We start from the raw sequence: 21,572 nt of genomic DNA on the forward strand, positions 1-21,572 counted from the left end.
CTAAGTATAAAAAACTATCTTTCCGCTAACGACTTACCATAGTTTCAAGCGTTCGTTCTCGGGCAAGTAGAGCTTGTCGCCCGGCTTCACGTCGAATGCCTTGTACCATGCTTCGATGTGCGGGAGGGCACCGTTCACGCGCCACTCACCCAAAGAGTGAGGATCGCTCTTCACACGCGAGCGTATTTCTTTCTCCGTTATGTTTTGTCCCCACACCGCTGCATAGGCGAGGAAGAACCGCTGATCGGCCGTAAAACCGTCTTTCACTTTGAGTGGTTTCTGCTTGGTAGCGTTGCGATAAGCATGGAAGCTCACCTCCAGACCGCCGTGGTCGGCAAGGTTCTCGCCGAGCGTAAGGCGACCGTTTGCCTTCAAATCGGGCAGCACATTGATGTTCGAGAAGAACGCAGCATACATATCGGCACGCTCCTTGAAGTTAGCAGCATCGGTAACCGTCCACCAGTCGCGCATATTTCCCGTCTTATCGTATTGCCGTCCTTGGTCATCAAAGCCGTGAGTCATCTCGTGTCCGATCACTACACCGATAGCGCCATAGTTGAATGCATCGTCGGCTTGCGCGTCGAAGAATGGATATTGCAGAATACCTGCAGGGAAACAAATCTCGTTGGTCGTGGGGTTATAGTAGGCATTCACCGTCTGCGGCGTCATTCCCCATTCGTCCTTGTCCACCGGTTTACCTGCATGCTTCTCGATATTCCGCTTGTCCCAGAACAATCTGCATGCCTGTACGTTCTCGTAATACGACTTTGTAGGATCGATCGTCAGCGCACTCATGTCTTCCCATTTGTCGGGATAGCCTATCTTTACGTAGAACGTGGCGAGCTTCTCGTGCGCAGCCAGCTTCGTAGTATCGCTCATCCATGTCTGCGCATCAATACGTTGACCGAGCGAAACCTGCAGATTTTTCACCAATTGCTGCATGCGTTTTTTGCTCGATTCGGGGAAATAACGTGCACAATACATCTTGCCCAAGGCCTCTCCGAACTGGTTATCGACCTGTGATGTTACGCGTTTCCAGCGCGGATAGTCCTCTTGTCGCCCTCTCATCACCTTGCCGAAGAACTCGAAGTTGGCCGCCTGAACGTCGTCGCTTAGATAGCCTACCGCCGACATAATGGCGTCCCACTCCATCAAGGCACGCAAATCATCGGCCGTGAGCACCGATGTAAGTTTGTCGATACCCGCCATGAACGAGGGTTGGCCTACCACCATATCTTGAATATAAGCCGATTTCACGCCCTCGGCATGCATCATTGCTTCCAACGGAATGTTGGGGTAGTTTTCCTTGAACTCCTGTAGAGTCATCTTATTGTAGTTGGCTTGCGGATCTCGGAGTTCGGTGCGACTCTTCGAAATTAATGCAACAGCGGTCTCAAAGCGCAAAACAGCGTCGCGTTTTGCATCGGCTTGCGCCTCTGTAAAGCCGAATAGGCGGAACATCTTGGCAATATGTCCGCGGTAAGCCTCACGGATGGCGACCGTAGCAGCGTCGTTATCGAGGTAATATTCTTTCAAACCGAGCGTCAAACCACCCTGATAAATGTTCAGAATGTTCATGGATGAATTCTTTTCATCGGCCCCGAAGAAGCAGCCCATGGGCACTCCGTAGCCGAAATACGCATACTTTAGTTGCAATTGGCGCAACGCATCCAAGGTTCGGGCAGCCTCCATTTCGTCGAGCAACGGCTTCACCGGCGCCACTCCATCGTTGTTGCGGCGTACCGAATCCATAGCCAATTTGTAGAAATCGCTTAATTTTCGCTCCGTCGTACCGGCCTTGTATTGCTTTTTAAGCAGGTCGCCAAGGATGGTATTGATACGCTTGTTGTTATCTTCTTGCAACTGATCGAAGCTGCCGAAGCGCGAGTAAGCGGGCGGAAGCGGGTGACTTTTCTGCCATCCTCCCGTTGCAAATTCATAGAAATCGTCGCCCGGACGGACTGTTCTGTCGAGGTTCGACAGACGAATACCCGGCTTATCTTGCGCCAATCCCATGGTGGGAGCGGCCATCATCATCATGGCCGGTAAAATTTGTTTCATGTTCATATTTCTTAATTTTTTATATGTGTGATTTAAACTTTCATTGCCTCAAGTTGCTCCGAGAGCTCCATCCAGCGTTCGTTTTCGCTGTCCAACGCCTTTCGGGTTACGGTATATTCGGTTACGAGTTCCATGTTCGAGGCGTTGGCAGGCAGCATCAGCAGAGCATCCAGCTCCTTAATTCGCTTTTCCATACTCGCAATCTTGGCTTCGCTCTCATCAACTGCTTTCTGTGCTCTGCGCAACTTCTTCTGCCGTTCCTTATGCTCGGCGTAAGAAAGATTACCGGTCGAGGGAGTCTCTTTCCGCCCTTCTCCCATTGAAAAGGAAGCAATATTGGGGGCAGACGTTTTTTGTTGCAGCGCTGCATCGATGGAGTTAGCGTGCAGTTCTCCCTTTCCATCGGAGACAACGAGAGTGGCTGTTCTAAGAAAATCATAGATGCCGCCAAGATGTTCGCGCACTTTTCCGCCACCGAATTCGTAGACTTTCGTTACAAGACCGTCCAGAAACTCACGGTCATGACTCACAATGATGGCGGTACCGTCAAAGGCTTTGATCGCTTCTTTCAGTATATCTTTCGACTGGATGTCCAAATGGTTAGTCGGTTCGTCGAGGATAAGCAGGTTAACCGGTTCGAGCAGCAGCCTTATCATGGCCAGTCGAGATCGTTCTCCGCCGCTCAACACCTTCACTTTTTTGTCTGCAATCTCGCCACCGAACATGAATGCGCCCAACAGGTCATTGATTTTCAGCCTCATGTCGCCCGTTGCCACGCGGTCGATGGTATCGCGTATCGTCAGATTTTCGTCCAACAGCTGGGCTTGGTTTTGTGCAAAATAACCGATTTGCACGTTATGTCCGATCTTCAGCGTGCCCGTATAAGGGATTTCTCCCATGATACATTTGACGAGAGTCGACTTACCTTCTCCGTTTTTTCCCACAAAGGCAACCTTCTCGCCACGCCGGATTGTCATGTTTACACCCGAAAAGACAAGATGTCCCCCTTCAACCTTTCCCTGCAAGGGAGCAGAAGTCGGTGTCGTTGCACTTTCTTTTATTCCTTCTCGGTCTACCTTTTCAGAGGAGAGTTGGAGAGAGGTAGCAGGATAAACCTTACCGAGATCTTCTGCAATAATAGGAAAATCGCCGGCACGCAAGCATGGAGGAAACTTCAGATGCATGGCCTTATTGTCTACTTCATCTACCTCCAAAGGCACGATCTTGGCCAACTGCTTGATGCGGCTCTGTACCTGTACTGCCTTTGTAGGTTTGTACCGGAAACGCTCGATGAAGTCTTTCATGTCGGCAATTTCCTTCTGTTGGTTCTCATAAGCCCGCAATTGCTGCTCACGCCGCTCGGCTCTCAGCGTAAGATATTCATCGTATTTCACGCGATAATCTTCGATGTGACCGCAGGTGATCTCTATTGTACGGTTGGTAACATGGTTGATGAAAGCCTTGTCGTGGCTTACCAAGACCACCGCTTTGGCCGATTGAGCAAGGAATTGTTCGAGCCATTGGATGCTTTCGATGTCGAGATGATTGGTCGGTTCATCGAGCAGAAGCACGTCGGGGCGTTGCAACAGTATCTTCGCAAGTTCGATACGCATGCGCCACCCGCCCGAAAATTCGGACGTAGGGCGGTCGAAATCCGTCCGCAAAAAGCCCAATCCCGTCAGCGTGCGCTCCATTTCGGCCTCGTAGCCCTCGGCTCCGTTCATCATGTAACGTTCGTGTTCCTGCGTAAACCGCTCCACCAAAGCAAGATACTCCTCGCTCTCGTAATCGGTACGTTCGGCAAGTTCGCGCTCCATGCGGTCTATACGTGCTTTCAATTCGGTATTCCCAGAGAAGGCTTTGCGCGTTTCTTCGAGCACGGTGGTATCGTCCGCCAGCTTCATTACCTGCGGCAGATAGCCTATAGTGGTATCGGCAGGCACGGCAACAACGCCCGCCGTGGGCTTTTGCATGCCGCATAATATCTTGAGCAAAGTAGATTTCCCCGCACCGTTCTTACCTACCAAGGCAATTCGGTCGCGGTCGTTCACCACGAAACTCACATCATGAAACAGCGGTTTCACGCCGAATTCTACTTTCAAACCTTCTACTGAAATCATTCGTTTCTATCGTCTTTACTTTAAATCTCCCTTGCAATACGTTGCTCTGCACGGCAATTGCCCCATGTACAGCCGGCTCTTTCCGCCCCCGAGAAGCACAACAAAACTATTTGCAAAGATACAACATTTCGCACGGAAATCAAACACAGGCCAGCTGTTTTTATCACGATTCCGCCATGGTATTTTGCTATATATCGATTATAATTTCGGTCTATCGCCCACAAATGCGGCATCTATTCAAGACAGATAGCACATGTATTCTCCTCAAAAGAACCAACTATCGCCGTTACCAAGCGCACTGAGCAACCTATCAGCTTCATTATCTGCAATTCTCCATCGATCTTCATGGCCGCATAAGGATATCCTACGTTGAAAATAACATCTGTTTGAGGTTCCTCGTTCAGAAATCTCCCTTTTGTACGATAGTAAACACAGCCTGCTCCCTCTATTACATCATCGGGCAAAGAATCGTCTGCAGCAATGGTATCTATCACGATTTCATGGGCTTATGCCATATTCTGTTTGCCGTTATCCGTACGTGGACGGCATGCAAAAGCACACAACATGGCAAGCAACAGTATCGGTATAAATAACTTTTTCATTATGTGTTACCTTGGTTTATATTCCGATTAACCGGCTTCATAGAAGCAAATTACGAGTTTGTCCGGAGTGCGAGATTATAATTGTAATACTCTGAATTGCCCGTAATATCTTCGATTACTTTCACAAAAGGCGGGAACTTCACGGCTTCGTCTTCTACAACGCCTTTGGTTTCGAGTATCATTAAATGGCTTACAGGGGCAAGATAATCGTCGAGTTCGAAGTACTGTCCTTTCCAAATGAAGCTCCTGCGCACCTTACGGATAGTATGTCGGTACGGATCGGCTTGCTGCAAAAGCGACGAATAGAGGTTGTTATTGATCTGGCGTTCGGTCTGTATCTGCTCTGTAGCCGATATGCGTTTCTTCGTGGTGAGCACATTAACATACTTACCCTGCCATCTGCGGCGGCGCAGACGTATCTCACTGCCGGGTTCGGCCACCAGATAAGTCTGCGTGATGTCGCTCTCTATGCAATCTGGAACGACGCCCTGAAGCTCCACGATGTACTTGCGCTCCTCTTCGATAGGCTGCGGCAGGCCGAGTACACTCGATATCTCTTTCAACACACGGTAAACTTTATTGCTGAAATCTTCATGGTTATTGATTACCCGCAGGTACGGATGTCCCGTCCAAGCCGCAATTACTTTCTTATCCAACTGCCGTGCCAGCTCCAGTCCTTCGCTGCGGTGCTTGTTGTTGTCGGTGGTATAAAACTGCTCGGCCCCATCGGCTGCCGACACCAGATGGAGCACCGCGTCGTAACGATGGTCGCGAAGTTCGGCGGTAGAAGTGCCGATTGCCGCCGTCATCTCGCGCCACATCTCGGGCTTCATGTATGTAGAAATATCCATTGCCCCGCGGTCGCAAACGATGATTGTCGGCTCCTTACATTCCGAAGCCATGCGCATGAACTTGTCTTCCAATGCCATCTGTATTTCGAGCGTTGCCTTTTCGCCTTCATAAAAGAAGCCTTTGTTCGTGGTTAGATAGTCCATGCCCGACTGACTGAACAGCGTGGGAACTTCGGGAATGGTAAACACTTTGAAACCCAGACTCGAGAAGTGTTCTATCACTTTTACGAGTGCAGTGGTCTTACCTGCACATGGTCCTCCCGTGAGGACTATCTTTTTGATATTGTTCATATTAACAATTAAAGAATAAGGCGACAAAGTTACGAAAAATTCGCGATACGCTCGTGAATTACAGCAATATATTTTATCGCGATTACACATAAGAAATACGCACTTTACACAACATCTCTATGCCGAATAAACATACGGAACATCAAAAAGACGGGCTGCAAGCGTTATCGAAACCTTGCAGCCCTTTCTATCGTTTCACTTTAGGGGAAGAATTTTATGTTACTCTACCATTCCTCATCTAACCAAGTTCCTTTGGCACCCGATACACCGGGGCCGCCGGTTTCTATATGTCCCTGATCTTGCTCATTAGGGCTTCCTTGTCCGCCGATACTGGCGCCTGCATGCGTTCCGCTGCCGCTGCAAAGGCGCGAGGTTTCCATACCTACAACTTCACAAGCAGGTTTTATATACCTATTTTTCATTGTTTATTTTTCTTATTTAGCGTACAACATACTTCTTACCATTCACTATATAGATGCCTTTGGGCAGGTTTTTCAGGTCCACATTACCGCTGCATACCACCTGTCCGTTCATGTTGTACACCTTATTGGCGGCAAGTGGGCGGTCTGCGATGCCCTTTACGGCAGAAACAGAATTTATGCCTGTCGGGCTATTATCCTCCTTGGAGAAGAACGAAAACATAGGTTTGGCGTTCGCACCATTATCCTTATCGAGAACTACGCATGCGGTGTACGATGCCCATGTACCCGAGTTGGCAGCAGTCCACTTATAAAATGCGTTGGCAAACTGCGATACGTCTTTCCCTGAATAATAGTAATAAGACGGTGCAGGAAGATGCTTCGTTTTTTCATAATTGCCTATAAACGTGTAGGTAACGCCATCTTTGGTAACGACGACCTTTTGGTTTTCAAGACTTTCTTGTTTCTCCTCCTGTTTTTCAATGCCGGTGATAGTGGTCTTTACACCTGTTGCCGTGCCTGCATGCATTCCCGGGTGGATCATATAGGGATGGTGAGCACGGGTGGAAGTAACGGGAGCTTTGAATTTCAATGTTATCATTTTGTCGTGATCGGCATTCGTAGTAACCTCAACATCCGAAAATTCCACCACTTCTACAGTACTGCCATACGCGCTCTTGAGCTGCGTCTCGGTCATGTCGAACGGCAGGCACAGCGTGTACCATTTATCGTCTATACGCTTATCATCCTCCCAAGTTTCCTCCTTTTTCAGCCCCGATACGAGCATAAAGTTGTTCCATCCGGCGTAATCACCTGTACCATTATTGTACTTTCCTCCATCGGCAACGGGCCATTTGTTGCCGTCTTTATCGGTCACATAACGTGTTGTGTTCCCCGCTGTGCCCAATGTTTTCGTATTCTGATTAACATAGTTGTCGTAAGCATCCTTAGGATAGTACAACACTGTTCGGGTGCGCATATTGCCGTCGTTGCAAGTAAATGCATCTTTAGTTACAACCTCTCCGGCTCCTGTACCGTTGTAAGTGTAATTATAGGTGTTAGACGGAGGGAACGCTTGTTCCTGTGCTTTCGTATTCGCGCCCAACACATACACATCCGACAGGTTATAACAATTCTGGAAAGCCTGCGCCTCTATCAGCTCTACACCTGCGGGTATAGTTATCGATTTCAGGTTACTGCAGAGAAAAGCCGTTGCACGTATGGTCTTCAGAGTGCCGGGCAAATGTATCGCTTCTATGGCAGAACCCGAAAAAGCGCCATACCCTATTTCTGTAATTCCTTCGGGCAGCACGACGTCTTTCAGTGCCGTACAACCGAAAAACGCCTGATTATCGATTTTTGTCCACCCCGTATGAAAGTCTACTTTGGCCAGTGCAGTGCAATTCGAGAAAGCCTGTAACGATATTGTTCCGCTCGATACGCTGCCCAATACCACCCGCTTTAACGTAGAAATGGCAAAGGCTTGCGTGCCGATAGTAAACGAACGGTCTGGATTATCGGGAATAATAACTTCTTCAACAGTTCCACTTCCAACATATTTCAAGCACCTGTCCGGTATATTCTCCGTGGTTTTAGGAAAAGTAATCGACTTCAGATGCGTGTTTACACTTACCCATTTAAGGTCGTCGTCGTTAGAAACATCGGCATTTTCCAAGTCGAGTTTCTCCATCAAAGGGAACTTTGCCCCGTCGTAACCACCACACAAAGCCGTCATATCCGCACTGCTCATAGATACGCCGGCAGCCGTAACAACAGTGATTTTCTTAGCATTTTTAACGCTTTCCTGTAATCCGTTGAAGCCATTGGCCAAATCTCCGGCGGCCTTCAACGTAAGTGTTACAGAGCCATCTGCTGCCACATTGGTTTCGAGTGTTGCCATGGCATACCCTATACTCAGCATGGCAAAGCACAACAATATAATTCTTTTCATTTCTTTTTTTAATTCTCTTTTGACTGCAGTTGTTACCTACTACTGCAAAATATAAATAAAATTGTAAGTCTATCTATCAAGTTTACACAAATTTTCAGTCCGTTAAACTACGGAAAAACTGCGAGTTAGACCTATGAATCTAAACTATTCATTCAATTCGTTTTTAGTACCTATAACCAATGTCTTTACATCTTAACAGTACTACATCTTACATTCTAAGAAGCTGAACATCTGCGAAACTTCAATAAAATATAAATAGTTTGCTTTTAAAGAATTACAACTCTCTATTCTATAAAATAGCATGAATTTCATTAAAAACCGTGTCTATTCCTTATACACCATACGCATAATCCCCTTATATGCCCCGTCTGTTCCCCGTAAAAGGCCCTTTTATTACACATGAAGCGTGGAACTGCAATGCCCACATTCGTAGCTTGAAGGTCTTAGGAATACCTGAAATACAGAATACGGCCTACAGCCCACGCCTTTATGCGTGGCGATCCGTATGCATTCTCTGTATTTCTTTGAAAGTTTCCTAAGTTTTCAAACCACAAGATAAGCATAACGCCTCGTTAAAACTCTTATGTTCTGTCACAAATAATCGTAACAGGCTGTAAAGGTAAACAATTCTTTTAAGAAAATACTTTTTTTATTGTAAATTATGAGAAACTACCCCATTTTTTTGTTCTTATTGGGAACTATATTAGGATAGATAGCCGAAAAATGCCACGCAATTTAAGCTAATTGCATGGCATTGGTATCGTCTGTTTTCCTTATCTAAAGGTTGTAATTACATATAAAAGCTGCTATTGTCGTCGGGAATAAGCTCATCATACTCTTTCTTCAGTTCCTCTATGCTCTTTTTGAACTCCCTTTTAAGGTCTTCATAGAAGCGTTCAGGATCGCGGAACGAGTCGTTTTGTTCTGCAATAACACGTATCGGAAGATTGAAGCGCAGCACTTCTTTCCACTCGGTCGGTGCAGAATAATAAGGTAGAGGCCGCTTAATATTTTTATAGGCATCGTCTTCGTCGTCGGGATCGGCCGTAGCTAAGTACTTCGTGTCTTTGGCATAGAGCAGTCGCATGGCCATGAAATAGCTCGGAAGTTCCTGCACTTCTTCATCTTTAGGTTGCAAATAGAAGTTGAAATAGCCCTTGAAACCGATGTAATCCTGCGGTTGCGTGCCGTCTGTAACGCGCCCTATACGCAGGAGGCTAACCACATCGTCTGCGCTGCCTCCGGGTATTTGCGTGGATATCTGTAAGCTGTCGGGATTGGTATCGCGGTATCTATAGTCGAAAAAGTCTGAATTCATCGCTGCTCTTGCGGCAAAATCTTTCTTATCCCAATCGCCCTTAAGAGCATTCCCCGTACGTATATTCTTCGGTACATACGGTTTACCGCTGTCATCAAGGTCGGATACGGTGTAGAAAATCTGATAATGCGACGCATTTTCTTTGCTGCTTATTTCGTCGTTCAACACCTTTCCGGCAGCATTTTTAAATACCAGACGCAGGGCATAGTAATACCCTCCGAGCGCCACAAAGTATTTGCGCCCTTCCATTCCCTTACCCGATATCAGGGCGATGGTGCCGTCGGCATTCTTCTTCAACACACAGTGTTGCTCTCTCGGGAAGGTCATTTTAGAAGACATGGGATTACCGTGAAACTTTGCGCCATGCAGATGTCCTTCCTTGAAAAGTACTTCGCAAGTGGCCCAGTCTATATCGCCTTCTACTTTAGGTTTAGGCTGCGGCTCGGGTGCGGGGGTGTTGTTATCGTCGGAAGAGCAAGCCGTAAATACGGCAAACATAAGGATAAACACCATGCCCGCCCATATCGATTTGTTTAAAATTCTATACATAATTGACAATTATTTTAGGTTTGTTTTTATTTTACTATGAACAAATTGTACATAAGAACAGGTTGCCGTACTTATATTCGGAAGCCCTTCTGTACTTTTATATCGCTACTTTTAAGTATTGCCGCCACATCTTTTTCGTCTTTACCAAGCGCCTTGGCCAATTCCTTTACGTAAACGTCGATGTTATTATCGGCATCGGCCACCACACGGAAAGGCAGTTTAAGTATCACATCGCTAACGCTCCATGCCGGATGACGCTCATCGAAATCGAGCAATCCACCCTCTCCACGACCGATATACTTATCCCCCGGCAGTACATGAACGAGGTCTATGCGCATCTGGAAGCGTATGTCGGCACGCACAAACCGGAAATATCCCTTCAATCCTACACGGTCGTAAGGTACCGAGGCATCCAACGAACGGCCTTTCCTTATCCGATCCACGGTGCGGCTCTTGCCTGTCTTCTCATCCTGATAGGTATCTCCTATCGTTTTATCCACAGGATCTGTATCGCGATAAGAGTAATTGAATACCGTTTTCGTTAGCTTCTGTAGCTGCTGAAACGACGGTCTTGTGCTGCCAGACTTACCGAATTCATCTATTTCTTTGCCATCGAGCGTAGTCGGATAGGCCTCCTTTCCCGAAAAATCCTTATCGCTGATCGTAAAAAAGTGCTGATGTATGGGCAGCATCTGTAACTCCTTTTTGGCCGGATAAGTACAAAATTGTTCGTTCATCAGCCTGCCTTTGCGATCGTAATACAACATCTCGAGCGTATAATAAACATTGCTGCCCTTGATAACTTGGAACTCTTTGAGCGCACTTTGTATCTGAACACTGCCCGTACCACCCGCTGCACGGCCTATTTCTATAACCTGTTTCACGGGTATTACGTTCTGATACGACTCGTCGTAGGCCTCTACAAACTTATTATCGGCACTCATTTTGCCCATTCGCATCACCAGTTTAATCTTATTCCACTCATCGTGTCCTTTGATTTCATCCTCCACCTTCGGCTTCGGGGCCTCAAGTGCATTCTTATCGCACGAGGCAAACAACAAGACAGCAGCAAACGTCAGCGCCGTCCATACAAATAGTTTTCTGTTCATAATATATTGTTTAAAAATTAATTACTGTCCTGACAGATACGCTTCGCCCGGGGGCATGAGCGTAATATCTGAACCGATCGGTGTACTCCTTGTACTCGTTATTGAGAAGATTTTCGGTAGAAAACATGACTCTGACCGTACGGTCACTGCCGATACGGCAAGCAATTTCCGCATACGTATTGAGCAGATAATAGGCCGGGGGCGTATCATCAACGAGCTCCTTTTCCCTGTCAAAGCGCGTTTGTTTGCATACAAACAGGTTTTCAACCCTTGCTTCAGCCTTCCATTGTCGCTTTCTGCCCCACTTACATTGCCATTCTGCCGCAAACGTGTACCTGTCCGACGGAATAAGGGGCAGCCATGTATGCAACGTAGCATTGCGTGCTCTCGTCCATTCTCCTTTCCCCTTGAGCGCGAACCCTTTAGGTAATACGGCACGAGCATTCAGGTCTGCGCCATAAAAGTGACAGTTGTCTTGCCGGAAGGCAAATATAGGATAGACGCCATTCCAATGAACATGGATGCCTCCCTCACCCAAAGATTTGTCGGGACTGTCGTATATATAATTGCCGATATACTGATAGAAGAGGCTCGGCTCTACCGACAACCATGCCTCTTTGTACTCTGCCCCTGCGACGAACTTATAGCCTCGCTCCGATTTCAGGTCCCTGTTGCCCAACGACCATGAACTGCCATGATGCAGACCATTGCTATAAAGCTCGTTCACATCGGGTGCCCTCCATGCCAATCCCATATTTATTCTTGCGGCAAAGTGCCTGTCGAACTGCCTATAGAAGGCCATGCTACCGGTAAAATTGCTATACCGTTTGGTACCTCCATAGAGCTCGCGACGCCAATCGTAACCGCTCGCATCGGTATTACGAAAGTCGTATCGCAGTCCTATTTCGGCTTGTATGCCGCCCAAGACTGCTTTCTGAATAAGGTAAACACCCGATGCAAGGGTGGTATAATTGGGAATAAAAGGCGTAGAAGCCGTGCCCTCCTGATTTATATTACGCTGATAGATGGTCGAAAAACCGCACTGTGTTTCCCATCCTACAGGCTTCCACGGCTTACGCCAACGCAGATCGAGAGAGAAACTGCGCAGGTGTATATCCATTACGGGTACATAATCATAGATTTCGCTACGCCGGTTTTCGTACTCCTGACGGTGGTTATGTTGATATGCAACATCCAATATAAGATGGCTATTTCGGGCAAGATGCCAAGCCAGTTCGCCCTTCAACAGCAGATGATCGGCCTGTTGATAAGGCACACGTATATCGCTTGTGTAGGACATAACGGACTCTTCCACCGGTCTACCCGTACGGAATCTTGCCAAGAGGTCTTCTAATCCGCCCACATGAGAACCGAAGAATATGCCACTTTTGGTATGATACCAGCTCGCGAAGACAGAAGCATCGAACTTCTTTGCCCTATATCCCGTAAATAGAGACCAGCTGTTCTCGCGCTGTCCGGTGTTATTGAGCAGATAACGGGCCGTGGAATAATCGCCGGAATATCGCCACAATCCATGCAGACGAACGGCCCAAGCCCCTTTACCCGTCTCTACGGTAGCCGAAACATCCTTGCCTCTGCCATTCGTAGCATACCCCATACCGGCATAACCCGATAAACTCCAACGGTCGGAACCATAAGGTAACGGCGCCGGATTGAGCAATACTACGCCTCCTAATGCTCCCGAACCGTAACGAACGCTCTCTGCACCCTTCACAACTTCGGCTTTACCGAAGCCAGTTTGGTCTATTTCCGGCGCATGATCGGCTCCCCAACCCTGTCCTTCCAACCGTATACCGTTGTCAAGAAGCAAAATGCGACTGCTATGCATACCTTGTATGACGGGTTTAGATATCGTAGCCCCATTGCTGATGGTGCTCACACCCGACACACTTTCGAGCATTTTTGCCAACGAAACGCCTCCATTGCGCTGTATTTCGTTACTGCCAAGGGCCACAGACTGCCGTACAGGGGAATTTTCTCCATATTTTCCCGAGACTACAACCTCTTCGAGACTGTTGATCGAGGGCATCATACGTACGGTAAACGGCGTTTCTGCCGACACAAGCGTTCTTATATCTACGCTTACAGGCTCGTAGCCCACGTTTTTTACCATGCATATCTTTCCGACAAGAGCCGCTGAGGGCACTTCTGCATAGCCGTCTTTCGAGGTCAGCCACTCCTGTCTGCCGATGATGATCCGTGCTCCTGCCAACGGTAGTTGCGTATCGGCATCGATAACAACGATACGTTTTACACTGTTATCCGCTACCGCTACGCACACCTCTGCACGACTGTACAGCACAGACAATATTGTAACGATCATCATGGCGATACTGCGCACATGAATATTGTAACACATATATTAAAATTAAATTGATTTCTTCAGAATAAAGTTATCTGCCTCAATCCCGTACAGACCGAGACAACATAATCCATACATAGCCCGTGTAACGCCGACAGACAGAACATATATCGGTCATAGAAATATGTGATATGGCTGATACATGTACTGTTTTTCATGCACACGCTGCAAACATGGACTTCATGCCTTGCATGGAGGAGAATGGGCGCTTATCGGAATAAAAGGACGATAAGCTGCAACAAAAGTCGGTTCGGGTATGGTATAGATCGAAAACAGGAGTACGGGAGCGTAAGAATAGCTATGAGGCTCCACCGACTCATGTAATGTAAATTCGCAAATAGAGCACGTGCTTTTCACCGCATTAATACTGTCGCAATGCTCTACCGCAGCCTTTTTGCTCGAATAAACGTCGCCATGATAGTGAATACCTTTCAACAGCAGCATAAGCATAAATGTTGTCAATAACATCCATGCCAAGCGTTGTTTTATGGTTGTGTTTCTTCCTATCATGACGATTTTGCCAATTACCGTTTACCGTCTGTGCATTATAAGTATTTTGTACAATGGGTACAATAAAAATAACTATATACGTTGCAAATGTAAGAAATAATATTTATAAATTAAATGTCTACGGTATGGGTATTTAAAATATTAACTTATATTCGCATAACCTGCCCTCGTTTTCCGGTCATAAACCGCTTTTGTTTCTGCATCACCCGGCGTTTGTTTATATTTTATTCACGTTACAAAAGTTTCACTTTCTGCCTGTTCTTACCATAAAAACAGTATCTTTGCAAAGGATAGGCGGTGTATCGGCAAACCGAAGCATACCTCCTTATTTCCGTTTAATAATACTTAAACAAGACAGAAACCACGGAAAAAGATGAATATTTTTACAAAGATCATTGTTAGCAAGTTGCATTTGGCCGACTCGGTAGTAGAAAATGTACTGCAACTTCTTGATGAAGGATGCACTATACCCTTTATTGCACGCTATCGGAAAGAACGTACCGGAGGGTTGAACGAAGTGCAGATCGGACTTATCAGCGAGTGGAACGACCGGCTGAACGAACTCGTAAAACGTAAACAGACCATCTGCAACACTATAGAGGAGCAGGAAAAGATGACGCCGGAACTGCAAAAACGCATAGACGACTGTTGGGACAGCACCGAATTGGAAGACATCTATCTGCCTTACAAGCCCAAACGTCGCACACGGGCACAGGTGGCACGCGAATTGGGATTGGCACCTTTGGCCGATATCATTATGCAGCAACGCGAACGAAACGTGATGCAGGCGGCACAGAGGTTCGTTAAAGAGGGTGTAGACAGCGTTTCGGCAGCCATAGACGGTGCGAAAGACATCATTGCAGAGAATATCTGCGAGAACGAACAGGCCCGACAACGCCTGCGTAATGCCTTTCTGCACGGAGCGGTAATTACGTCTAAGGTTGTTAAAACCCAAAAAGATACCGACGAAGCAGCTAAATATCGCGATTATTTCGACTTTTCGGAACCGTTGCGCCGTTGCTCCGGCAATCGTCTGCTGGCCATGCGTCGCGGCGAGAACGAGGGTATTCTGCGCATTAATATCTCGGTTGACAACGAAAGAGCCGTTTCTCAACTGCAGCGACAGTTCGTCAGAGGGTACGGAGATTGCGCTCTATTGGTGAAAGAAGCGGCAGAGGATGCTTATAAACGGCTGCTCGAACCCTCTATAGAGACCGAAATAGCCGCCTTATATAAGCAAAAAGCCGACGAAGAAGCTATCGGTGTGTTTGCCGAAAACCTTCGTCAGCTGCTGTTGGCAGCCCCTTTAGGACAGAAACGCGTGATGGGTGTCGATCCCGGAATACGCACCGGATGCAAGGTGGTATGCCTCGATGCGCAGGGAAACCTACTTTATAACGACGTTGCCTACCCTTTTCCGCCCAAAGGAAACAGGAAAGCAGCCATGCGACACTTTGCGGAAATCGTCGACGAATACGACATCGAGGCCATTGCAGTGGGCAACGGAACGGCGAGCAGAGAAACCTCTGACATTCTTCGGGAGGCTCATTACCGGAAAGAGGGCATACATGTATTTGTGGTAAGCGAAGACGGCGCTTCCGTTTATTCGGCCTCGAAGACGGCACGCGAGGAGTTTCCGAATGAAGATGTTACCGTGCGTGGCGCAGTTTCAATAGGCAGACGATTGATGGATCCGCTTGCTGAACTCGTGAAAATCGATCCAAAAAGCATCGGTGTAGGGCAATATCAACACGACGTAGACCAAGCGAAACTGAAAAAGAGCCTTGATATAACGGTGGCAAGTTGCGTGAACTCGGTGGGTGTAAACCTGAATACGGCCAGTCAGCACCTGCTTACATACGTGAGCGGACTCGGTCCTACGCTTGCCAAGAATATCGTGGAATACAGAAAACAGAACGGTGCGTTTGTCTCGCGCACGCAATTGAAAATGGTTCCCCGATTAGGGCCCGTGGCTTATGAGCAATGTGCAGGCTTCCTCCGCATTCCGAATGCCGAAAATCCATTGGACAACAGTGCGGTTCATCCGGAGAGTTACGGCATCGTAGAGCGGATGGCCGACGATTGCGGATGCAGCGTAGACGAGCTGATAAAAGATAAAACAAAGCAGAAAGGCATAGATTTGAACAGGTATGTAACTAAGGAAGTGGGGCTTCCGACGCTCAATGATATCATGAAAGAACTGGAAAAACCCGGGCGTGATCCGCGTGCAGAAATCGAATTGTTCGAGTTCGATCCGAACGTAAAGACCATAGACGACCTGCACGAAGGGATGCTCTTGCCCGGCATTGTGACTAATATTACCAAGTTCGGTGCCTTTGTCGACATCGGCGTTCATCAAGACGGACTCGTACATATATCGCAACTGGCGAACAAATTCGTAAGCGATCCGGCTACCGTGGTACATCTGCACGAGCATGTGCAGGTAAAGGTTTTGGCGGTAGATATGCAGCGCAGGCGAATAAGTTTGACGATGAAATTGTAGAGATATGGCATTCTAATCGTTGTCGTACATAGAAGGAACGACGCGAAGCTCTTGATACGTCTGCTGAATATCTGCCGAAGTGATGTCGAAATGCTTATCTATTGTTCGGGGACTGTCCTGCAATGAATGCGAAAAGAGCCAATCGTAGGTTTTCTGCAAGTAAAACAATCGGGCTAAAAACCCATGAGATGCGCCTTTCAGCCAGTCGTAGCGTAACAGTTTGTCGAGCCCCATTTGCTGTAATTTACTAACCACATTCTGCGATTGTTTCACCGATACGGCGCGGTCGCCCGTACCGTGCATAATCCACAAAGGCACCTTTCCGAGTCCGCCGACATCGCTTAAAGAGCAACCGCCGCATAGAGCCATGGCTGCTGCAACCTTATCAGGATAGGTTCCAACGAAGTCCATTGTGCCGTAACCTCCCAAACTCATGCCCAGAACATACACACGGGTAGTGTCTACAGCATAATGATTTTTCGTCCATTCCAATAAGTCATTGATCTTATGTGCATTCCATGCACCACCCGTATTTTGCGGTGCTACCACCAACGTGGGGATTATTTTCCCTCTGTCGATGGCATCCAATACGCCGTAACGCCTTACCTTTTGCAGATTATTTCCACAAAGACTGGCACCATGAAGGAAGATGACAAGTGGAAGAGGATGTCCCCCTTGCTCATAATCAGCCGGCGTATATATCCAAAAACGATAACCGTTAGGAGCCAAATCGCTTACAGTTTTAAAATCACCTTTATCGATCTGTTGCGCCATTAACGGCAGACAACAGAAAATAAATAAAAGTACAAAGCCGTATTTTCTTATTTTTAAACCTTTCATACTCGAATATTGTATTGCCTAAAACAAATTACATATCAGTAATTCCAAGCAATTTCTTTTGCGCTCTGCTTACACTATTTTTGCATAAGATAGGCATCATCCCAATAATATCAAACATGTTTGATTACATTCGATTTACGCTATCATTGCCAAAGATACGGAAAAAATAACGGCCATACCACCGGATTAGGATTGTTTAAACATAAAAATAGCGATAAAAAGAGTTTTTTAACGTGTGTTTATGGCATTTAAGAAGCATACTCACACCATCGAGATAAAACAAAAAAGAGATGTACCAAGCATCAGCTTGATACATCTCTTTGTATTATTGATTTAAACGATTTTACTTCACTTTATCAACAATAGCCTTGAAAGCTTCTGGGTTATTAACAGCTAAATCTGCAAGAACCTTGCGATTGATCTCAATGCCAGCCTTATGAAGAGCTCCCATCAACTGCGAATAACTCATATCCTGAAGACGTGCGGCAGCATTGATACGCTGTATCCACAATGCACGGAAAGTACGTTTCTTATTACGACGGTCGCGATAAGCATAAGTCAGACCTTTCTCCCAAGTATTCTTTGCTACTGTCCAAACATTCTTTCTCGCTCCATAGTAACCCTTGGTGAGCTTCAGAATTCTTTTTCTTTTTGCTTTTGAAGCAACATGATTTACTGATCTTGGCATAGTTTCTTTTCCTTTAATTGTTCGACTAAAAATGAATTAACGCAGGCGAAGCAGGTCGCGTACCTGTTTCATGTTGCTTCGATCAACAAGAGTTTGATGAACTAAATTCCTCTTCTGCTTCTTTGTTTTCTTAGTCAGAATATGACTATGGTAAGCATGATTACGTTTAATCTTACCAGTACCGGTAAAACGGAATCTCTTCTTCGCACCGGAATTTGTCTTTACTTTTGGCATTTTTTGTTAATTTTAAATTGTTATTTATTTACTTCTGTGGCAACGTATATACCAAGACGTTACGCACATTCTTTCATTTCGTTTACTCTTGACTGAGTTTCTTCAGCGCGTCTTCGCCATTTTTGGCGTTGGCAAACAGACCTGCATTGGGATTAACTGCTGCAGTCTCGTCTTCTGCTTTGGCACCTTTCTGCTCTTTGGCCTCGGCTTCATGTTTCTCGCGATCCATTTTCTGCTGACTTTTCTTTGCCACCCCGACCTTTTTCGGTGCAAGATAAAGAAACATCTTTTTGCCTTCGAGCTTCGGCATTTGCTCTACCTTCCCCAGCTCTTCGAGGTCGTTTGCGAAACGAAGCAGTAGAACTTCGCCCTGTTCTTTGAACAAAATGGAGCGCCCACGGAAGAAGACGTATGCCCTAACCTTATTCCCTTCGTTAAGAAATTCCTTAGCATGTTTCAACTTGAACTGGTAATCATGCTCATCGGTCTGCGGTCCGAAGCGTATTTCTTTTACTTCCACCTTTACCTGTTTGGCCTTCATTTCTTTCTGACGCTTCTTCTGTTGGTAAAGAAACTTGGAATAGTCGATGAGACGACAAACGGGTGGCTGGGCATTAGGAGATATCTCTACAAGATCAACACCTTGCTGACGTGCCATATCCAAGGCTTGCCGTGTTGGCATTACAGTAGAGCCGTCGTCACCTACAATACGTACTTCCCTTACGCGAATTTGCTCATTCACGCGGTACTGATTATTCATTTTGTCATTCTTCATTCAACTATTTTAATTGTGTTTATTCTGCTAAACGGCTGCAAAGTTACGTTTTTTCCACCAATTAGCAAAACTTTTAATATTATTTTATTAAACTTTCGAAAGACAGCTATACTACATGAACGTGTGATGTTCAGCACTTTCTGTTTACGTTTCATCTCTATGCCATCTACACCTTTATCGACAGTTCCCGACAAAAGTATTATCTATTCTCGCAACACTTATGGTCTTTGTTTGATAGAGGTCATTTCTATCAAGCAAAGATTGCACTTCTATTTTTATACAACTCTAAATATACGGAAAATACAGTGGCACCTGTGGTTATAAACAAAGCAGGGGCAGAACGGCTGTTTTACCCCTCTGCCCCTGTACAATGCAAGATGTATCAGTCTTTCGGATGTATGTCGGTTACCTTAAGCATCTCGGCAACCTCGCCATTAATGCGCTTGGCAAATTCTTCCATAGTCATGGTAGCCTGTTCGCCTCCTCCTTGTTTCCGCATCGAAACAAGGCCGTCGGCAGTTTCTTTTTCGCCTACGATCACCATGTAGGGCACACGCATCAATTCATTATCACGGATTTTCCGGCCGATTTTTTCGTTTCTATCATCGATTGTTGCACGTACTCCCTGTGCATCAAAGTATTTAGACACTTTCTTGGCATAGTCGTTATACTTTTCAGAAATGGGCAGTATGGCCACTTGGTCGGGCGTGAGCCACAACGGGAAATGACCTGCGGTGTGCTCGATAAGTACGGCTGTGAAACGTTCAAGACTGCCGAACGGAGCACGGTGTATCATTACAGGCGTCTTCTTCACGTTATCCTCGTCGGTATATTCCAACTTGAAACGCTGCGGAAGATTATAATCTACCTGAATTGTTCCCAACTGCCAACGGCGACCGATGGCATCTTTTACCATGAAATCGAGCTTCGGTCCATAGAATGCAGCCTCTCCGTAAGCTATCTTTGCATCGAGTCCTTTCTCGGCACATGCTTCTTTTATCGCCTGTTCGCTTTCTTCCCAAACCTCATCGGCGCCGATATATTTCTCACGATCCTTAGGATCGCGGAGCGATATCTGTGCTTCGAAGTTATCGAAGTTGAATATCTTGAACACGGTCTGTATGATATCCATCACACGCAGGAACTCGCTCTTCACCTGATCGGGACGGCAGAAAATATGCGCATCGTCTTGGGTGAACGAACGTACACGGGTGAGTCCGTGCAACTCTCCGCTCTTTTCGTAGCGATACACCGTACCGAATTCGGCGATACGCAACGGCAGATCTTTGTAAGAACGCGGCTTCCATGCAAACACTTCGCAATGGTGAGGGCAGTTCATCGGCTTTAGCATGTACTCTTCATCTTCTTCCGGCGTGTGGATGGGTTGGAAACTATCTTTGCCGTAATGTGCATAATGGCCCGATGTTACGTACAAATTCTTGGAACCGATATGTGGAGTTATTACTTCTTGATAGCCGAAACGTTTCTGTATCTTGCGCAGCATATCCTGCAAACGCAGGCGTAATTCCGTTCCTTTCGGCAACCAGATAGGCAATCCTTTGCCTACTCTTTCGGAGAAAGTAAACAGTTCCATCTCTTTTCCTATCTTGCGATGGTCGCGCTTCTTGGCCTCTTCGAGCATCACGAGATACTCGTCAAGCATCTTCTTCTTGGGGAAAGTGATGCCGTAGATGCGTGTCAATTGCTCACGTTTTGCATCACCTCGCCAGAATGCACCGGCCACACTGGTTATCTTAACGGCCTTGATAAGACCGGTAGACATCAGGTGCGGACCGCGACAAAGGTCGGTAAACGCGCCTTGTGTATATGTTGTAATCGTGCCGTCTTCGAGGTCTTGATCGATATGTTCGCACTTATATTCCTGTCCGTCGGCCTTAAATTCCTTCAAAGCATCCGCTTTAGACAAAGATTTACGAACCACCTGTTCATCTTTTTTAGCAAGTTCCATCATCTTAGCCTCTATCTTTGGAAAGTCGCTCTCTGATATCACGTCGCCTTTCTTGGGCATAACATCATAGAAGAACCCGTTCTCTATGGCCGGTCCAAAGCCAAATTGTATGCCCGGATATAGCTCTTGTAGCGCCTCGGCCAATAAATGGGCAGAAGTATGCCAAAAGGTATGCTTGCCTTCTTCGTCCTCAAACTTATAAAGAGCAATGGTTGCGTCTTCGTTGATCGGACGGTTCAGCTCTACTGTCTCACCATTAACACCGCAAGATACAACGTTGCGAGCGAGAGCAGGTGATATACTCTCGGCGATTTGTAACCCCGTCACGCCCTGTTCGTACTCACGTACAGAGCCATCCGGAAATGTGATTTTTACCATAACAAATTAGTATTTAATCTT

The 21,572-nt window shown here is 46.6% G+C and carries 16 protein-coding genes; 1 reads left to right on the forward strand and 15 read right to left on the reverse strand.

From position 1 onward, the window contains the following. Positions 1 to 33: 33 nt before the first annotated feature. The 10 genes from BN3912_RS02615 to BN3912_RS02665 form a co-directional block, all read right to left on the reverse strand. On the reverse strand, positions 34 to 2,067 hold the full coding sequence (locus BN3912_RS02615; RefSeq protein WP_023984525.1) for a M13 family metallopeptidase: 2,034 nt from the start codon (positions 2,065 to 2,067) through the stop codon (positions 34 to 36). A gap of 26 nt (positions 2,068 to 2,093) precedes the next feature. After that, positions 2,094 to 4,181, reverse strand: a complete 2,088-nt coding sequence (gene abc-f, locus BN3912_RS02620) for a ribosomal protection-like ABC-F family protein (protein ID WP_023984524.1) — start codon at positions 4,179 to 4,181, stop codon at positions 2,094 to 2,096. Positions 4,182 to 4,414: 233 nt separating this feature from the next. Beyond that, entirely contained in the window at positions 4,415 to 4,675 is a 261-nt protein-coding gene (locus BN3912_RS12380) for a hypothetical protein (protein ID WP_023984523.1), read from the reverse strand. Between the two features lie 158 nt (positions 4,676 to 4,833). After that, positions 4,834 to 5,925 (reverse strand): AAA family ATPase, encoded by a 1,092-nt coding sequence (locus BN3912_RS02635; protein WP_036859681.1) that lies wholly within the window; start codon positions 5,923 to 5,925, stop codon positions 4,834 to 4,836. Positions 5,926 to 6,149: 224 nt separating this feature from the next. Further along, positions 6,150 to 6,347 (reverse strand): hypothetical protein, encoded by a 198-nt coding sequence (locus BN3912_RS02640; protein ID WP_023984521.1) that lies wholly within the window; start codon positions 6,345 to 6,347, stop codon positions 6,150 to 6,152. A gap of 16 nt (positions 6,348 to 6,363) precedes the next feature. After that, complete coding sequence (locus tag BN3912_RS02645) at positions 6,364 to 8,295, reverse strand: leucine-rich repeat protein (protein ID WP_023984520.1); 1,932 nt, start codon at positions 8,293 to 8,295, stop codon at positions 6,364 to 6,366. A 790-nt stretch (positions 8,296 to 9,085) separates the two neighbouring features. Then, entirely contained in the window at positions 9,086 to 10,162 is a 1,077-nt protein-coding gene (locus tag BN3912_RS02650) for a hypothetical protein (RefSeq protein WP_023984519.1), read from the reverse strand. Between the two features lie 71 nt (positions 10,163 to 10,233). Beyond that, entirely contained in the window at positions 10,234 to 11,271 is a 1,038-nt protein-coding gene (locus BN3912_RS02655) for a hypothetical protein (RefSeq protein ID WP_023984518.1), read from the reverse strand. A 10-nt stretch (positions 11,272 to 11,281) separates the two neighbouring features. Continuing rightward, positions 11,282 to 13,651, reverse strand: a complete 2,370-nt coding sequence (locus tag BN3912_RS02660; RefSeq protein ID WP_023984517.1) for a TonB-dependent receptor — start codon at positions 13,649 to 13,651, stop codon at positions 11,282 to 11,284. A gap of 183 nt (positions 13,652 to 13,834) precedes the next feature. Continuing rightward, complete coding sequence (locus BN3912_RS02665; protein ID WP_036859678.1) at positions 13,835 to 14,164, reverse strand: hypothetical protein; 330 nt, start codon at positions 14,162 to 14,164, stop codon at positions 13,835 to 13,837. A gap of 373 nt (positions 14,165 to 14,537) precedes the next feature. Here BN3912_RS02665 and BN3912_RS02670 point away from each other — a divergent pair, with 373 nt between their 5' ends. Continuing rightward, a complete protein-coding gene (locus BN3912_RS02670) occupies positions 14,538 to 16,667 on the forward strand; it encodes a Tex family protein (protein ID WP_023984515.1) in 2,130 nt (709 codons plus the stop codon). A 12-nt stretch (positions 16,668 to 16,679) separates the two neighbouring features. Here BN3912_RS02670 and BN3912_RS02675 read toward each other — a convergent pair whose 3' ends face one another. The 5 genes from BN3912_RS02675 to thrS form a co-directional block, all read right to left on the reverse strand. Next, positions 16,680 to 17,507, reverse strand: a complete 828-nt coding sequence (locus BN3912_RS02675; protein ID WP_004368255.1) for a carboxylesterase family protein — start codon at positions 17,505 to 17,507, stop codon at positions 16,680 to 16,682. A gap of 343 nt (positions 17,508 to 17,850) precedes the next feature. Beyond that, on the reverse strand, positions 17,851 to 18,195 hold the full coding sequence (rplT, locus tag BN3912_RS02680; protein WP_004368253.1) for a 50S ribosomal protein L20: 345 nt from the start codon (positions 18,193 to 18,195) through the stop codon (positions 17,851 to 17,853). Between the two features lie 36 nt (positions 18,196 to 18,231). Further along, the gene (gene rpmI / locus BN3912_RS11865) at positions 18,232 to 18,429 is read right to left on the reverse strand and encodes a 50S ribosomal protein L35 (RefSeq protein ID WP_004368252.1); all 198 of its coding nucleotides are present in this window, start codon (positions 18,427 to 18,429) and stop codon (positions 18,232 to 18,234) included. Positions 18,430 to 18,511: 82 nt separating this feature from the next. Beyond that, positions 18,512 to 19,204: a translation initiation factor IF-3 gene (gene infC / locus BN3912_RS02685; RefSeq protein ID WP_023984514.1), complete on the reverse strand. Its 693-nt coding sequence runs from the start codon at positions 19,202 to 19,204 to the stop codon at positions 18,512 to 18,514. A 382-nt stretch (positions 19,205 to 19,586) separates the two neighbouring features. Continuing rightward, a complete protein-coding gene (gene thrS / locus BN3912_RS02690; protein ID WP_023984513.1) occupies positions 19,587 to 21,551 on the reverse strand; it encodes a threonine--tRNA ligase in 1,965 nt (654 codons plus the stop codon). Between the last annotated feature and the right edge of the window lie 21 nt (positions 21,552 to 21,572).

Origin of the sequence: Prevotella phocaeensis (assembly GCF_900065875.1) — a bacterium.
Classification (GTDB): domain Bacteria; phylum Bacteroidota; class Bacteroidia; order Bacteroidales; family Bacteroidaceae; genus Prevotella; species Prevotella phocaeensis.

Coding starts and splice junctions, on each gene's coding strand:
- BN3912_RS02660 (WP_023984517.1), bottom strand. CDS start 13,651: ATGTGTTACAATATTCATGTGCGCAGTATCGCCATGATGATCGTTACA.
- infC (WP_023984514.1), bottom strand. CDS start 19,204: ATGAAGAATGACAAAATGAATAATCAGTACCGCGTGAATGAGCAAATT.
- BN3912_RS02655 (WP_023984518.1), bottom strand. CDS start 11,271: ATGAACAGAAAACTATTTGTATGGACGGCGCTGACGTTTGCTGCTGTC.
- BN3912_RS02645 (WP_023984520.1), bottom strand. CDS start 8,295: ATGAAAAGAATTATATTGTTGTGCTTTGCCATGCTGAGTATAGGGTAT.
- BN3912_RS02650 (WP_023984519.1), bottom strand. CDS start 10,162: ATGTATAGAATTTTAAACAAATCGATATGGGCGGGCATGGTGTTTATC.
- thrS (WP_023984513.1), bottom strand. CDS start 21,551: ATGGTAAAAATCACATTTCCGGATGGCTCTGTACGTGAGTACGAACAG.
- BN3912_RS02670 (WP_023984515.1), top strand. CDS start 14,538: ATGAATATTTTTACAAAGATCATTGTTAGCAAGTTGCATTTGGCCGAC.
- BN3912_RS02635 (WP_036859681.1), bottom strand. CDS start 5,925: ATGAACAATATCAAAAAGATAGTCCTCACGGGAGGACCATGTGCAGGT.
- BN3912_RS02665 (WP_036859678.1), bottom strand. CDS start 14,164: ATGATAGGAAGAAACACAACCATAAAACAACGCTTGGCATGGATGTTA.
- rplT (WP_004368253.1), bottom strand. CDS start 18,195: ATGCCAAGATCAGTAAATCATGTTGCTTCAAAAGCAAAAAGAAAAAGA.
- BN3912_RS02640 (WP_023984521.1), bottom strand. CDS start 6,347: ATGAAAAATAGGTATATAAAACCTGCTTGTGAAGTTGTAGGTATGGAA.
- abc-f (WP_023984524.1), bottom strand. CDS start 4,181: ATGATTTCAGTAGAAGGTTTGAAAGTAGAATTCGGCGTGAAACCGCTG.
- BN3912_RS02675 (WP_004368255.1), bottom strand. CDS start 17,507: ATGAAAGGTTTAAAAATAAGAAAATACGGCTTTGTACTTTTATTTATT.
- BN3912_RS02615 (WP_023984525.1), bottom strand. CDS start 2,067: ATGAACATGAAACAAATTTTACCGGCCATGATGATGATGGCCGCTCCC.
- rpmI (WP_004368252.1), bottom strand. CDS start 18,429: ATGCCAAAAGTAAAGACAAATTCCGGTGCGAAGAAGAGATTCCGTTTT.